Below are 13,891 nucleotides of genomic sequence, written 5' to 3' on the forward strand. Positions count from 1 at the left end.
GGGCCCGCAATGAGAGCGGCGGCAGGCGTTCGACCGGCCCGCCGCCGTCGATGCCTTACTCGGCGAGGGCGTTGATCGCTTCCAGCATGCCGTCGGGCCAGCTTTCGGCAAACTCGCTTTCGAGGTAGCGGGCCTGCGCGTATTCCCTGAAGGCCGCACGGTCAGGCTCGTAAACCTTCAGACCTTCGTCCTTGAAGAACTGAACCAACTCCTCCTCACGCGCGAGATGGCGCTTGGTGCTCTCCTCGATGGCCGTATCTACAGCCGACTGGAGAAGTTCTTGCTGTTCTGGCGTCATGTTGTTCCAGACGTCATTTCCGACAGCCAGAACGTCGAAGCCAACAAGGTGGCCAGTCATCACGATCTGTGACGTCACCTCGTAGAACTTCATGTTGTAGTCGTTGGGCAGTGGGTTGTCCTGGCCGTCGATCGCCCCGGTTTGCAGCGCTGTGTAGACCTCGGCGTAAGCAAGGGGCGTCGGGTTTGCGCCGATGGCTTCGCCCAGAAACTGCCAGGCGTCGCCGCCGGGCATGCGGAGCGTGATGCCGTCTAGGTCTTCGGGCGTCTGCACTTCGAGGTCCGGAACCAGGTTCACCTGCCGAGTGCCGAAATAGACCGGCGCAAGAACGTGAACGCCGATTTCTTCGGCCATCGCGACGAGTTGCTCACCCACCTCGCTGTCGAAGGTCCGCTCGAGATGATCGACGTCGTCGAAGAGGTAGGCGGAGGTGACAATCGACCATGCCGGCAACTGTTCGGCCAGCGTCTGTGGGGCGATCAACCCGACTTCGAGGTTGCCGCGCTGGATCGCAGTAAGCTCCGAGCCTTGCGCCACAAGCGTGGCGCCATTGAACACCTGCAGATCGAACTGGTCCGCAACCGCTTCGGAGATCTTTGCAAAGGCCTCGGCACGGATGTCGTTGTCAGAGACCACAGAGGACAGCCTCAGGACCGGCCTTTCCTGTGCGCTAACGGCGCTAGCACCCAACACCGCACTCATAGCAAGGGCGGCGACCGTGACGGTCCGACGCTTGAACAGTTCCATTTCATCCTCCCAGAGATCGTCTGCTACCGACCCCATCCTTCACGGCACGCGAACTCCGTCAACCAAAACCTAAGGTGTAACGCAGAATATCTTACGTTCCTCGACAGAGGGACGCTCCACTGATCGATGCGAACGGCCCGCAAGCACGTCCGAACGACTTGAGGTCAGCATCAATTCGGTCCGGACGCAGCTTCAGCGCATCTTCGAAGAGACCGGCGTGCGCAGCCAGTCAGGCCTGATCCGAGCACTCCTGACCGTCCAGGCACCCTTGTAGCCGGGCAGACGACGCATCCGTGCTAAACTGGCCTCGTACGAAAAGCATCATACAATCGGAGTTCGGATACACCCGGTGGTCAGGGTCTCTTTGGGGAGCTTCAGTCTCGAGTCCTGATCGCCTCCTTCGGTTGCAAAGGCAACTTGCTGCTGCACGGTAGTCGGGGCCCGGGAACTTCCGTTTCCAACCGCGAATAGCTCCGAGCGGACGCTCGTCCACCTCCAGTTCGACGTCCGCCTCTCTCCCGGACTTCTCAGGCGGCAGGTCGAATGTTCTGGTTCTGACTGAAGAAGTTCCCCGGATCATAGCGTGCCTTTAGAGCCGTCAGCCGATCATAGTTGGACCCAAATGCCGCCCGGATTGCATCCTCTTCACCCGCAGACAGATAATTGAGAAGGTACCCTTCGGACGCGAACGGCTGGATCGCCTCCCAGGCGGACCGCGCCCAAGCGATATGCGACTCGTCTTCCGAAGGGTCGGTCCATTGAGGCATGAAGCCGATGCAGTAGTCGGAGCGCCGCTGCGCGAAGGCGTTTTCGTCCGCGGCCTTCCGCCCCCCTGCACCGCCGTAATATTCTACCAGCAGCCCCGACATCGGCGAGGTCATTCCCTTGGCCTGCTCCTCTACGATGTCGATGACTTCGTCCGGCAAGCCCTCGACGAATGCCGACTTCCAATAGTTCCTGGTGCCCGACGGGAAGGCGCCGTCCAGGATCGATTGCATGGCGGGAAACGGCATTGGCTCCACTGCAACCATCATCGGTTCGTCGAGCTGGGTGAGAGGCTCTATCCGCTTCTTCCCCTCATCCAGATCTGCTCCGCTCCAGCATGGGATGATCGCGGTCCCCGGGGTGCCGTCGGGTGTGCAGATCAGTCCTGCGTACACGGTGAGGTCTTCTGGCGCCGAGGCCATGAACTCCCTGTAACCTCTGAGCACCTTTCCGGCGGCCGCCCGCGGATAGACGATCAGGCCGCCCACGACGGTCGAGACCGGGTGGGCCTGGTAGAGAAACGAGGTGACAATCCCAAAGTTGCCGCCGCCGCCACACAGTGCCCAGTGCAGGTCCGCGTTTTCTTTCGGGTTCGCCGTGCGCACCGTTCCGTCGGCCTGGACGACCTCCATCTCGAGAACGTTGTCGCAGGTCGGACCGTATTTCCGTACCAGCCACCCGACGCCGCCTCCCAGTGTCAGGCCGCCGACGCCCGTTTTCGAGATCACACCGAACGGAACCGCCAGGCCGAACAGATGCGTCTCGCGGTCGACGTCGCCGAGGGTGGCGCCTCCCTGCACCCGGACCGTGCGGCTGCCAGGATCGACGTGAACGCCGCGCATGCGCGACAGGTCTATGACAAGACCATCGTCGCACAGAGCCCGGCCGCCAACGTTGTGCCCGCCGCCACGGACGGCAACGAGCACATCGTTCTCCCGCGCGAAATTCACCGCGGCGACGACATCGGCAGTCCCGCTGCATCTGACGATGAGCCCCGGACGTTTGTCGATGAGGGCATTCCAGATATGCCGGGCGTCTTCATAGGCGGCGTCAGACGGTCCGATCACCTCGCCTCGAATGTCGCCCGCCAGTCTATCGATCGCTTCACGCGGGACGTCCGTTCCAGCGCGGTCCTTGAGTGTCTTGGAAGCCATGTCGCTCTCTCCCCCTCTGTTGCCCGTCACGGCCGAAGAGACAACCTTGCTGCTTCGGCCAGGCGCGGCGATAGGCCAAGATACCATTCTACCATATTTGCAGCTCTCTGTCGCGGGGGCGACGTGCTGTGGTCGTGGCTGTTCTCGTGAGGGCGAGGGGGACGATGCCCTACAGAGCGCTCGCGCCTCTGGTGCTATTCGTGAGGGCGCTTCCTCACGCGGCCACCATCATGAGATCAATCTGTGACACGCGACTTGGAATACCAAGCGTCACGTCGCTTTCGGCCCGGAGCTGCCTGACGGTTCAATATACGGCACGCTCCAAAGCGGCCGCTCAGGCGCCGCGCAGCAGACACCCGCAGCCAGCCCATTCCTGCTGGTCGAGTACAATCACATCGTGAGGGTCAATTAGATCGTGGCCGCCGCCAGGGAGATTCTTTTCCAAGCCCATACTTTCAAAGCATTTTTACGCCCCTCTTATTCCCGCCCCCTGAACTTCACATGGCGGCTTTACGCCCATCAAGCGCAGATATCCAAGACGAAACGGTATCTGGAGGTTTGATACATGGGCTTCGATCTCGTGCTCGGCGGCATCGTTGCCGCAGCGCTCCTTGTCTACCTGCTGGCCGTGCTCCTGCGGCCGGAACGGTTCTGAGGGCGTGGCATGGCACAACACCAAAACACATCGATCTTTTCTGCCGAACTCATCGGGCCAGCGATCCGGGACAGCTTCAACAAGCTCGACCCGCGCCAGCTGATCCGCAACCCGGTGATGTTCACCACGGCGAGTGTCGCACTGCTTGCGACGGTTCTGCTGGTGCGTTCGATCATCTCGGGCGGCGACATTGCTTTCGAGGCGCAGATCGTCTTCTGGCTCTGGCTGACGGTGCTGTTTGGCAATTTCGCCGAAGCACTGGCCGAGGGCCGCGGCAAGGCGCAAGCGGCCTCGCTGCGCTCCACCAAGGCCGAACTGAAGGGAAAGCGGGTCAAGGGCGATACCGTCAAGGTCGTTCCGGCCAGCGAGCTGCGCGCGGGCGACATCGTGCTCGTCGAGACCGGTGATCAGATCCCGGCCGACGGCGAGGTTGTCGAAGGGGTGGCCTCGGTCAACGAAGCCGCGATCACCGGGGAATCCGCACCGGTCGTCCGCGAGTCGGGCGGTGACCGTTCCGCCGTCACGGCAGGCACGCGGGTTATTTCCGACTGGATCAAGGTCAGGGTGACCGCAGAGCCAGGCGAGGGGTTCCTCGACCGGATGATCAGCCTTGTCGAGGGCGCGAGCCGCGCGAAGACCCCGAACGAGGTCGCTCTGACGGTGCTGCTGACCGGCCTGACGCTCATCTTCCTGATCGCGGTCAGCACGCTGCCCGCTTTCGCCGCGTACGCGGGCGGATCCATTTCGATCCCGATCCTCGTGGCGCTGTTCGTGGCGCTGATTCCGACGACCATTTCGGCGCTTCTGTCGGCGATCGGCATCGCGGGCATGGACCGGCTGATCCGCTTCAACGTCCTGGCCAAGTCGGGCCGCGCGGTCGAGGCGGCAGGCGACATCGACACCCTGCTTCTGGACAAGACCGGAACGATTACGCTCGGCGACCGGCAGGCGACTGATTTCCTGCCGCTGTCGGGCGTGCGCGAAGGTGAACTGATCGAGGCGGCGCGCCTGTCCTCACTGGGGGATGAGACCCCCGAAGGCCGCTCCATCGTCGAGTTGGCGGGGGCTGGTGAGACTGCACCTGCGGGTGCGGAAATGGTATCCTTTACCGCGCAGACGCGCGTCAGCGGAATCGACATCGGGGACCGGAAGATCCGCAAGGGCGCGGTCGACGCGATCCTGAAGCTGCATGATTTCGATCAGGGTGCCGTCAGACAGATTCGCACCCTCACCGAAAAGATCGCGCGCACCGGTGGCACACCGCTGGCCGTGGCGGACGGCACCCGGCTTCTCGGGGCCATCGCGCTGAAGGACATCGTCAAGGCGGGCATCAAGGAACGCTTTGCCGAGTTGCGCCGGATGGGCATCCGGACGGTGATGATCACCGGGGACAACCCGCTGACGGCTGCAGCCATCGCGGCGGAATCCGGTGTCGACGACTTCCTCGCCGAGGCGACTCCGGAGGACAAGCTCGAGTTGATCCGCAAGGAGCAATCGGGCGGCAAGCTGGTCGCCATGTGCGGCGACGGGACGAACGACGCGCCCGCTCTGGCGCAATCCGATGTCGGCGTCGCCATGAACACCGGCACCCAGGCCGCGCGCGAGGCAGGCAACATGGTCGACCTCGACAACAACCCCACCAAACTCATCGAGATCGTGGGGATCGGCAAGCAGCTGCTGATGACACGTGGCGCACTGACCACCTTCTCGATCTCGAATGACGTCGCCAAGTATTTCGCCATCCTTCCGGCGATCTTCGTGGCGCTCTATCCGGGCCTCGACGCGCTGAACGTCATGGGGCTGTCCAGTCCGCAGAGCGCAATCCTGTCGGCGATTATCTTCAACGCCGTCATCATCCCGCTGTTGGTCCCACTGGCTCTGCGCGGGGTGACCTACTGCCCGCAGAGCGCATCGCGCCAGCTTGTCCGCAACCTCGGCATCTACGGCCTCGGCGGCCTGATCGTCCCCTTCGTCGGCATCAAGCTGATCGACTTGGTCGTATCCGGCCTCGGCCTCGCGTGAAGGGAGACGCACATGATCATTCTTACCTATGCACTCGGGATTGCGATCTTCGCCGCGCTGATCGGCGTCGTGACCCGGCTTTTCGAGGACTGAACAGATGGAACATGTCTTTATCGTCGCCCTGATCATCGGCGGAACGGCACTCCTGTCGTTACCGCTGGGGGCCTGGATGAAAATGGCCATGGACCCCGCTCCCGGCCAGATGACGGGCTGGACCAGCCTCTTCGGGCGGATCGGCGGCGCCACCGAGGAGCAGGGCTGGAAGCGCTACCTGGTCACGATGCTGATCTTCAACGCCATCATGTTCACAGTGACCTTCACGATCCTCGGGTTGCAGCAATACCTGCCGCTGAACCCGGACGGCATGGGACCACACGATCCGACGCTGGTGTTCAACACGGCGGCGTCCTTCACCACCAACACGAACCTGCAGCACTATTCGGGCGAGGCGTCGATGAGCTACCTCAGCCAGCTTGCAGGGCTGATGTGGCTGCAGTTCGTCTCGGCCGCCACGGGCATCGCGGCGCTGGCCGCGCTGGCGCGCGGCATTGCCGGGCGCGCGAGCCTTGGCAACTTCATGATCGACGTGCAGCGGGCCAGCTTTCTTGTCCTGCTGCCGCTGGCACTGATCGTCGCGATGCTGATGGTGCTTATGGGCATGCCGATGACGCTGCAGGGCTCTGCGGTGGCCACGACGCTCGAGGGGGTGACGCAGACCATCGCGCGCGGCCCCGTCGCGGCGTTCCTGACCATCAAGCAGTTGGGCACCAATGGCGGCGGCTTCTTCGGCCCCAACGCCACGCATCCGCTGGAGAACCCCAGCTTCTGGACCAACGGGTTGGCGATGATCGCTATCATGCTGATCCCGATGGCCTGCGTCTGGATGTTCGGCGGCATCCTTGGCCGGATGAAACACGCCACCGTCATCTTTGCCGTGATGGCGCTGTTCATCCTGGTCAAGATCACGGGTTCGGTGACCTTTGAATCCGCGCCGACCCCGGCCTTTGCCGAACTGCCCGTGTCCACGGACACCGGCAACCTCGAAGGCAAGGAACTGCGCTTCGGCGCCACCGGCGGGCCGCTCTGGGCGGTGCTGACAACCTCCACCTCGAACGGGTCGGTTGGTGCGATGCACGACAGCCTCAACCCGCTGACCGGCCTGATGCCCATGGCGGGCATGTGGCTGAACGCGACCTTCGGCGGCGTCGGCGTCGGGATGATCAACATGTTCCTCTACATCATCGTCGCGGTTTTCGTCGCGGGCATGATGGTCGGGCGCACGCCGGAATACCTCGGCCACAGAATCGAGGCAAAGGAGGTACGGCTGGCCATTCTGGCGCTGTTCTCTCACGCGTTCCTGATCCTTGGGCCCACGGCACTCTTCGCCGCGACATCGCTGGGCCAGGCCACTGTTCAAGACCCGGGCGCGCACGGCTTCTCGGAGATCCTTTACGAGTTCACGTCGGCTGCGGCCAACAACGGCTCGGGCTTTGAGGGCTTGGGCGACGGAACCTGGGCCTGGAATATCGCCACCGGCGTCGTGATGCTGCTGGGCCGTTACCTGCCGATCATCTTGCCGCTCGCCATCGTGGGCAGCCTGATGGCCAAGCGCCGAGCGGCGGAGAGTGCAGGCACCCTCGGCGTCGAGGATGCGACATTCGGCACGATGCTTGGCCTGACAGTCGTCATCTTCGGCGCACTCACCTTCCTTCCGGCGGCGGCCCTTGGCCCGCTTGCCGAACACTTCTCGCTGCCCTGACCGGCGCTGAAAGGAGACAGACCCATGAATGACATCATCTCGGGACTTCGCGTCACGGCCGCCACCATGGCGGTCTGCGTCGCAGGCTACACCACGGTCATCCTAGGCTTCGCGCAGGCGGTGACACCGGCCACCGCCAACGGGTCCTTGATCACGCAGGGCGATGGCAGCGTGATCGGCAGCCGCCTGATCGCGCAGGGTTTTACTTCGCCGGAATACGTCTGGCCGCGCCCATCGGCGGTTGACTATGACGCGGCGGGCGCGGGCGGGTCGAACCTGTCGCCCGCCAATCCCGAACTGGCGGAACGCGCGCTGGCGCTGATCGCGGCCCATGGTCGGGACGGCACCCCGATCCCTGCCGATCTGGTGACCGCCTCGGGCGCGGGGCTTGACCCCCACATCTCGCTTGAGGGTGCGCTGTTTCAGGTGGTCCGCGTGGCCGAGGCGCGCGGGGTCGAGCCTGCAGCCGTCCGGGCGATCATCGACCGGCTGGCCGAGCGGCCCGGGGGGGTCTTCACCCCGGCGCCCATCGTCAACGTACTGGAACTGAACCTCGAACTCGATGCGGAATTGGCAAGTCCCGCGAGCACAGAATAAAACTGTGCCCATGACAGATGACGCCCGCCCCTCGCCCGATGCCCTGCTGCGCGAAGCTGAGCGCGAGGGGCGCGGCACCCTAAAGATCTTTCTCGGCGCCGCCCCCGGTGTCGGGAAAACTTTCGAGATGCTTCTCGAAGGTGCGGAAAAGCTTGAGGCTGGCGCCGATGTGGTCATCGGCATCGTCGAGACCCACGGCCGGAAGGAAACCGAGGCGCTGGTCTCGCCCCTGCCGGTGATCCCCCGCAAATCCATCGACTACAAGGGCCAGACCCTGACCGAGATGGACCTCGACGCGGTCCTGGAGCGCCATCCGGAGATTGTCCTGGTCGACGAACTGGCGCACACCAACGCGCCCGGCAGCAGGCACCCCAAGCGCTGGCAGGATATCGAGGAACTGCTGGCTGCGGGCATCGACGTGATGACCACGGTCAACATCCAGCACGTCGAAAGCCTGAACGACGTCGTGGGCAGCTTCACGCATGTTCGGGTGCGGGAAACCGTGCCCGACAAGGTGTTCGAGAATGCCGAGATCGAACTGATCGACCTGCCGCCCGAAGACCTTATCAAGCGTCTGGATGCCGGAAAGATTTATGTGCCCGAACAAGCCCGCCACGCGCTTGAACACTTCTTTTCCAAGGGCAACCTGCTGGCGCTGCGCGAACTCGCCCTGCGCCATGCCGCGCAATACGTCGATGCGCGCATTCAGGAACACAAGAGCGTCACCGGCAAGGAGAACGGCTACGCCGCTGGGCAGCGCATCCTTGTCGCGATCTCGGAAGCGGCCGGTGGAGAGCAGGTCGTGAGGGCCGCCAAAAGGCTCGCCGATGCCCTGAAGGCGCCGCTCATCGCGCTTTACGTGGAGACACCATCTGCGGCACGGTTCAGCGACGCCGAGAAGACCCAGCTTGCCCGCAACCTGTCACTCGCGGCTTCTCTTGGCGCCAGCTTGCAATCCGTGCCGGCCACCTCGGTTCAGGAGGCCATGCTGGCCCAGTGCAAGGAACTGCGTGCCACGCAGCTGGTCCTCGGCAGATCGCGTGGCAAGGGCAGCTGGTTCGGGCGGCGCGATGGAATCGTTCAGGACATCCTCGACGGGACGACCGGCATCGCCATCCATGTCATCCCGTTTCAGGACACACCGCGCGGGCGAGACTGGCGGCGGCTGTGGCCCCGCGGCAGTTGGACCGGGGACGTGATGGCAATCGGGTCGGTGGGAGCATTGACGCTTGCCGCATTTCTTGCGCAGGGCTGGATCAGTCGCGGCCCGATCGATCTTCTCTACCTCCTGCCCGTCATCTTCAGCGCAAGCTTCTACGGCTTCCGTGCCGGATTGATCGCTGCCATCGCAGCAGGAATCGCCTACAACTTCTTCTTCCTTCCCCCATTCTACACATTCATCATTTACGGCCCGGTGAACATCATCACAGCGGCGCTGCTCGTGGTGGTTGCGATTATTACCGGACAGCTGGCGGCGCGCGCACGGGCTGCCGCCGCCCTTGCGATGCGCAGCGCGCGCGAGAACGCCGGTCTCGCCCGTTTCGCCACGCGCCTCGGCGCCGCAAGCACCACGGAAGAGACGGCACAGCTCATAAGAGATGAGCTGCGGTCGTTGTTGGCGGTGCAGACCATCGTGCTGCACCGCTCCGGGGATAGCGTCGAGATCAGCGCGTTCGGGCAGACAAAGCCGGACCTCACCCCCATCGATCAAGCGGCGGCCGAGTGGGTGATGGAGCATGGAGAGGACGCCGGTTTGGGAACCAACACCCTCACGGCTAGCGAATGGCAGTTCCGTCCCCTCAAGACGTCCCTCGGAACGCTTGCGGTCCTGGGCTTCCGTGGCCCGCCCGGCCGCGACCCCATTCCAACCGAGCGCGCGGCCCTCGCCGAAAGCCTGATCGACCAGGCCGCACTGGCGCACGAGCGCCTGAAGCTGGAAGCCGACATGCGGGACATGGAGGTGGTCCGCCAGCGCGATAGTTTGCGCGCGGCGCTGCTCGCGTCGCTCAGCCACGACCTGCGCACACCCCTGACCGCCGTGACCGCGGCGGCCGAGGCGCTCTCGGCGACAGGTGACGAGGCCGAGCTGGTCGATACGGTGCGCAGCGAGGCCCGCAGGCTGAACCGGTTCCTGTCCGATCTGCTGGACCTGACGCGGATCGAGGAAGGCGCCGTCACGCCCGATCTTGTGCCTACCGATCTGACCGACGTGATCGCCTCGGCGGTCGGCGATTCGGTCAAGACGTTGGCGGGACGAAAGGTGCAGACATCGATCGACCCGAACCTGCCTCTCGTGCGGGCTGACGCGGTTCTGTTGAACCACGCGCTTCTGAACCTCGTCGACAATGCGGCCAAGTATTCGCCGCAGGAGGAACCGATCGAGATTATCGCGCGGATGGGGCGGCGCGGCCCGGTGATCGACGTGCTCGATGGTGGCACCGGCATTCCCCAAGGCAGCGAACAGCGCATTTTCGACCGCTTCGCCCGCGGCGAGACGTCGGATCGTACCGGCGGATCGGGGCTCGGCCTTGCCATCGTCAAGGGCTTCGTGGAGGCGATGGGCTTCACGGTCGAGGCTGCGCGGCGTCCGGGCGGCGGATCGCGCTTCACGATCCGTATCCCGCATGATGCAACGGTGCATGTGTCGATGGAGGACATCGCGTGAGCGGGCACATCCTGATCGTCGACGATGAAATGCCGATCCGCCGCCTACTTCGTGTGGCCATCGAGCGCAGCGGATATGCGACCGTCGAGGCGGATTGCGGGGCGGCCGCGCTCGATGCACTTCGACGGTCTGTGCCGAAGCTCGTGCTTCTGGACCTGGGTCTACCCGACCGCGACGGGCTGGAACTGATCGGGACGTTCCGCGAGAAACTCGTGCCAATCATTGTGCTGACGGCCAGAGAGGCATCAAGCGAAAAAGTCGCGGCCCTTGACCTAGGCGCCGATGACTACGTCACCAAGCCGTTCGACAGCGAGGAGCTCATGGCCCGGATACGGTCGTGCCTGCGCAGGGCAGATCAGAGCCATGGACACCTGCGCAAGCTGACGGTCGGACCCGTCGCTATCGACCTCGATGCTCATGGCGTCTGGAAGAATGGCGCCGAGGTGAAACTCACGCCGAAGGAGTTCATGCTCCTGGCCGTTTTGGCCAGCCATCCGGGCAAAGTCCTGACCCATACGCACCTTCTGCGAGAAGTCTGGGGCCCGGCTCACTCCGACCATGTCGAATATCTACGCGTTACCGTCCGTTCCTTGCGCAAGAAACTCGAGGAAGACCCCTCGGCTCCGAGGCTGATCCAGAATGAGCCGGGGGTCGGGTATCGGCTGCGGGACCCAGGCAGGGCGTAGCATGATTGGGTTCGTGGCACAGTGCATGCACCCACCTTGGCGTTGTTGAAGGGCAATTTCGGTGGCGTAACCGCAGGGGCGTGCCGTCCCTGCGGGCACGAGATCTGAAATCAGGAAAACGCGCGGCACGCGAGACAGCTTCGGGAAGCCACTTTCCGCCAATGCGAGGGGAGCGAACGACAGCAAAGCGGCGGATGCATTTGGTGGCTTCGCTTGGCGACCTCAGCTTTACAAAGCACGCTTTCTGCACATTGCCGCCGGTTGAGGACGGCGGAGTGACTGGCCGCTTTCGTAGGATGCTGCGGGTGCACTGCCGCGGCAGCATCCGTCTGCTCGCCGCCCTTTTTGTCCTTCGTGCGTTGCGCAGCGGAGTCCTGCTTGCCGCCCTTCCACGATCTTCATCTATCGCCCAACGTACGCTGCCGACCGCCCATTCCGGCACTCGACGCCATTCCTGACTTTAGGCGACGCAACCCAGCAACGGTTGGATGCGGTCGCGGCTAGTCTAGCGCCCCTGAAATCGAATTGTTCAGGCTGCCCGCCTAATAAAGCTGACATTTCCTAGGACTACGGACTTCATGACGATTCTCCGTTCGAGGTTTCCGGCGGCCGGATTGGCGCACCGGTGTCCGGAAGTATATCACCAGAGACCTACACCCCAAAACACCGCCGCGTCACACCGCGCGACTCGTCCTTCGTGCCCGCTTCAATCCCTCAAGGAAGAGTTTGCAAGACGGTTGCGAGCAGGAAGATGGTCACGATCGCAAGGTATTTGCTTCGATTCAGTCTCGCCAGGCTCAGGCCGCCTTCTCCGTAGCCGGTGATCTCGACGCAGCCTGACAGCTGCCTCATGGCATCGGAGCGATCAGTTCTACGTAGCTGGGGAGCTTCCAGTGCCGGCAGGCTCACAGCCCTCGGCTTCGCATGCGTGGCAAACATCGCCACCTCTCGTTAACAGGCGGTCTACGCGGTCCTCCAACATGGAGGCCGATAGGCACCGCAACAGGATACACTGGCTCATCCTACCGGCAGTTCTGTCCCCCGGTCAAAGCGGCAGCGGCTTCTTCCTTCACTCGCGCAACAATGTCCCTCACCATCGCAAACCGTCTCGCCGCCCGGGCGGCGTCACAACTTATCCGCGAAGGTTTCAGCCCTTGGCCATGATGGCGGCGGCTTCGGCTGCGAGTTCGGGTCAGTCGTTTTCGAGTTCTCTGTTCAAGCAATGAAGCCACGAGGAGGCGCCACTGACGCCGCCCTGCGCAGAACATGAAAGACACTCGATGGACCTCTTCGTTTTCATTGGACTGACGTCTCCACTGGCGGCCTTTGCAGCCTTTGCGCTGCTGATCCGGATCCTGCGGAAGAGCCGGTTACAGCGTCAGGCCGTTAAGCAGGCGTATTTCAGCATCGAAGGCCTGAGAGCAGGTTCGGAGGTCATTCGACGTCGCAGCCGTGCCCTACTGCTCCACAGAACGTATTCGCGCAACGTCCTCTCCAGGGCTGCCTGACCTCACTCATTCTCCGCGCCCGGCGGCAACCGGATCATCGGTCGTCGACCGTCCGGAGCGGCGTCGATCTCTTTGCCTTCCATTCATAGACCGTCTTGAAGATGATCAGCGGCTCGTTGGCCTCGATACCTTCTGGCATGACCCTGCGCCGCGCCGACGGTGTCAGCCCAAGCTCCGCCATGTAGCGCGCCATCAGTTCCATCTGATTGTTGGCGATCGAGAGCCAGGGCGACTGCTGGACGTAGCCCGAGGGCGTCTTCAGGAGCATCGGCGTCCTCTGGAGCTGCTCCTCGGCCTCGACCCAACGCTCCCGGGCCTGGCAGTAAGCCGCGAAAGCGGGGCGGTCGGCGACGGTGACGATGCCGAGCTTGTGCAGGGGGGCAGCCAGCCTTCGCCATTCCTTGCGGGCGATGGGGCCAAGATGTGCCGGGCAGCGCGGCAGCGCGTCAGGCGAGACCGCGTGGGAGTCGTCCTGACCGACGAACCGCGCGGGTCTTGGCTTCGGACCCCTCATCGCACGATCTCCGCATCCGGTGTCTGCTCGATCACGAGCTGCCGCTCGCGCTCCGCGTCCAGCACGGCGTTCATGACGCGCAGGGTCTCGTCGAAGTTCGCGTCGCTCATGGCCTCGATGCTCGTGTGGGCGACCGCATGCTCAATCCGCTCGGTCTCGTGGATGGTGGTGGCGTCCTGGTCCCGGCTCGGGATGGACCAGAGGGTGGACTGCGTCCGGTCCCCGCTCCAGTGGCCCCTGCCCCCGCACCGCGTACCAGCAGGGCTTGTGCTGCCAGTGGTAATGACCCCGCGAGAGCACGTGCCATTCCTTTGCCCAGATGATCTGGCTCCGGATCTCGAAGTCGCAGGCGAGGAGGCTGTCGGCCACGGTGCCGGCGTGGAGCGCCCCGTGCCAGACGTTTGCCACCTCGCCAGGAAGAGCGCCCAGGCGTCGCGCCAGTCGGCCCTGTGGTCGTTCAGCCCGTACGTTTACTTTCGGAGGCCCGGCGTGGTTACGCCAGTCGGGGTCGCAGTTCACTC

12 protein-coding genes are annotated in these 13,891 nt (G+C 63.7%); 7 read left to right on the forward strand and 5 right to left on the reverse strand.

Annotation, left to right across the window (positions count from 1 at the left end; all coding sequences use genetic code 11):
• Positions 1–55 precede the first annotated feature (55 nt).
• Both dctP and C8D95_RS14715 read right to left on the reverse strand, forming a co-directional pair.
• Positions 56–1,045 (reverse strand): TRAP transporter substrate-binding protein DctP, encoded by a 990-nt coding sequence (gene dctP / locus C8D95_RS14710; RefSeq protein ID WP_109759963.1) that lies wholly within the window; start codon positions 1,043–1,045, stop codon positions 56–58.
• Positions 1,046–1,572: 527 nt separating this feature from the next.
• Positions 1,573–2,964, reverse strand: coding sequence for an FAD-binding oxidoreductase (locus C8D95_RS14715; RefSeq protein ID WP_109759964.1), 1,392 nt, complete (start codon positions 2,962–2,964; stop codon positions 1,573–1,575).
• Between the two features lie 565 nt (positions 2,965–3,529).
• Here C8D95_RS14715 and kdpF point away from each other — a divergent pair.
• The 6 genes from kdpF to C8D95_RS14750 all read left to right on the forward strand — a co-directional run bounded on the left by kdpF (position 3,530) and on the right by C8D95_RS14750 (position 11,348).
• Positions 3,530–3,619 carry a K(+)-transporting ATPase subunit F gene (gene kdpF / locus C8D95_RS14720; RefSeq protein WP_080517485.1) on the forward strand — a complete coding sequence of 30 codons (90 nt, stop codon included), beginning with the start codon at positions 3,530–3,532 and terminating at the stop codon, positions 3,617–3,619.
• Between the two features lie 9 nt (positions 3,620–3,628).
• Positions 3,629–5,641, forward strand: coding sequence for a potassium-transporting ATPase subunit KdpB (gene kdpB, locus C8D95_RS14725; RefSeq protein ID WP_109759965.1), 2,013 nt, complete (start codon positions 3,629–3,631; stop codon positions 5,639–5,641).
• Between the two features lie 97 nt (positions 5,642–5,738).
• On the forward strand, positions 5,739–7,400 hold the full coding sequence (gene kdpA / locus C8D95_RS14735; RefSeq protein WP_109759967.1) for a potassium-transporting ATPase subunit KdpA: 1,662 nt from the start codon (positions 5,739–5,741) through the stop codon (positions 7,398–7,400).
• A gap of 24 nt (positions 7,401–7,424) precedes the next feature.
• Positions 7,425–7,997 (forward strand): potassium-transporting ATPase subunit C, encoded by a 573-nt coding sequence (locus C8D95_RS14740; RefSeq protein ID WP_109759968.1) that lies wholly within the window; start codon positions 7,425–7,427, stop codon positions 7,995–7,997.
• 10 nt (positions 7,998–8,007) lie between these two features.
• Positions 8,008–10,662, forward strand: a complete 2,655-nt coding sequence (locus C8D95_RS14745; protein WP_109759969.1) for a sensor histidine kinase — start codon at positions 8,008–8,010, stop codon at positions 10,660–10,662.
• Entirely contained in the window at positions 10,659–11,348 is a 690-nt protein-coding gene (locus C8D95_RS14750) for a response regulator transcription factor (protein ID WP_109759970.1), read from the forward strand. Before C8D95_RS14745 ends, C8D95_RS14750 begins: the two co-directional genes overlap by 4 nt.
• A gap of 714 nt (positions 11,349–12,062) precedes the next feature.
• Here C8D95_RS14750 and C8D95_RS21770 read toward each other — a convergent pair.
• Positions 12,063–12,287: a hypothetical protein gene (locus C8D95_RS21770; RefSeq protein WP_126918538.1), complete on the reverse strand. Its 225-nt coding sequence runs from the start codon at positions 12,285–12,287 to the stop codon at positions 12,063–12,065.
• A gap of 341 nt (positions 12,288–12,628) precedes the next feature.
• Between C8D95_RS21770 and C8D95_RS14755 the strand changes: the two genes are divergently transcribed.
• Positions 12,629–12,856: a hypothetical protein gene (locus C8D95_RS14755; protein WP_109759971.1), complete on the forward strand. Its 228-nt coding sequence runs from the start codon at positions 12,629–12,631 to the stop codon at positions 12,854–12,856.
• 34 nt (positions 12,857–12,890) lie between these two features.
• Here the strand turns inward: C8D95_RS14755 and C8D95_RS14760 are convergent, their stop codons facing one another.
• Both C8D95_RS14760 and C8D95_RS22970 read right to left on the reverse strand, forming a co-directional pair.
• A complete protein-coding gene (locus C8D95_RS14760) occupies positions 12,891–13,370 on the reverse strand; it encodes a phage terminase small subunit P27 family (RefSeq protein ID WP_109759972.1) in 480 nt (159 codons plus the stop codon).
• 141 nt (positions 13,371–13,511) lie between these two features.
• Positions 13,512–13,778: a hypothetical protein gene (locus C8D95_RS22970; RefSeq protein ID WP_206508463.1), complete on the reverse strand. Its 267-nt coding sequence runs from the start codon at positions 13,776–13,778 to the stop codon at positions 13,512–13,514.
• Positions 13,779–13,891 lie beyond the last annotated feature (113 nt).

This window comes from Silicimonas algicola (assembly GCF_003148765.1).
In the GTDB taxonomy this organism is placed as follows: Bacteria; Pseudomonadota; Alphaproteobacteria; order Rhodobacterales; family Rhodobacteraceae; genus Silicimonas; species Silicimonas algicola.

Excerpts from the sequence above, each read along its gene's own strand:
- C8D95_RS14760 (WP_109759972.1), bottom strand. The coding sequence starts at position 13,370 with ATGAGGGGTCCGAAGCCAAGACCCGCGCGGTTCGTCGGTCAGGACGAC.
- C8D95_RS21770 (WP_126918538.1), bottom strand. The coding sequence starts at position 12,287 with ATGTTTGCCACGCATGCGAAGCCGAGGGCTGTGAGCCTGCCGGCACTG.
- C8D95_RS14740 (WP_109759968.1), top strand. The coding sequence starts at position 7,425 with ATGAATGACATCATCTCGGGACTTCGCGTCACGGCCGCCACCATGGCG.
- kdpB (WP_109759965.1), top strand. The coding sequence starts at position 3,629 with ATGGCACAACACCAAAACACATCGATCTTTTCTGCCGAACTCATCGGG.
- kdpF (WP_080517485.1), top strand. The coding sequence starts at position 3,530 with ATGGGCTTCGATCTCGTGCTCGGCGGCATCGTTGCCGCAGCGCTCCTT.
- C8D95_RS14745 (WP_109759969.1), top strand. The coding sequence starts at position 8,008 with ATGACAGATGACGCCCGCCCCTCGCCCGATGCCCTGCTGCGCGAAGCT.
- dctP (WP_109759963.1), bottom strand. The coding sequence starts at position 1,045 with ATGGAACTGTTCAAGCGTCGGACCGTCACGGTCGCCGCCCTTGCTATG.
- C8D95_RS14715 (WP_109759964.1), bottom strand. The coding sequence starts at position 2,964 with ATGGCTTCCAAGACACTCAAGGACCGCGCTGGAACGGACGTCCCGCGT.
- C8D95_RS14755 (WP_109759971.1), top strand. The coding sequence starts at position 12,629 with ATGGACCTCTTCGTTTTCATTGGACTGACGTCTCCACTGGCGGCCTTT.
- kdpA (WP_109759967.1), top strand. The coding sequence starts at position 5,739 with ATGGAACATGTCTTTATCGTCGCCCTGATCATCGGCGGAACGGCACTC.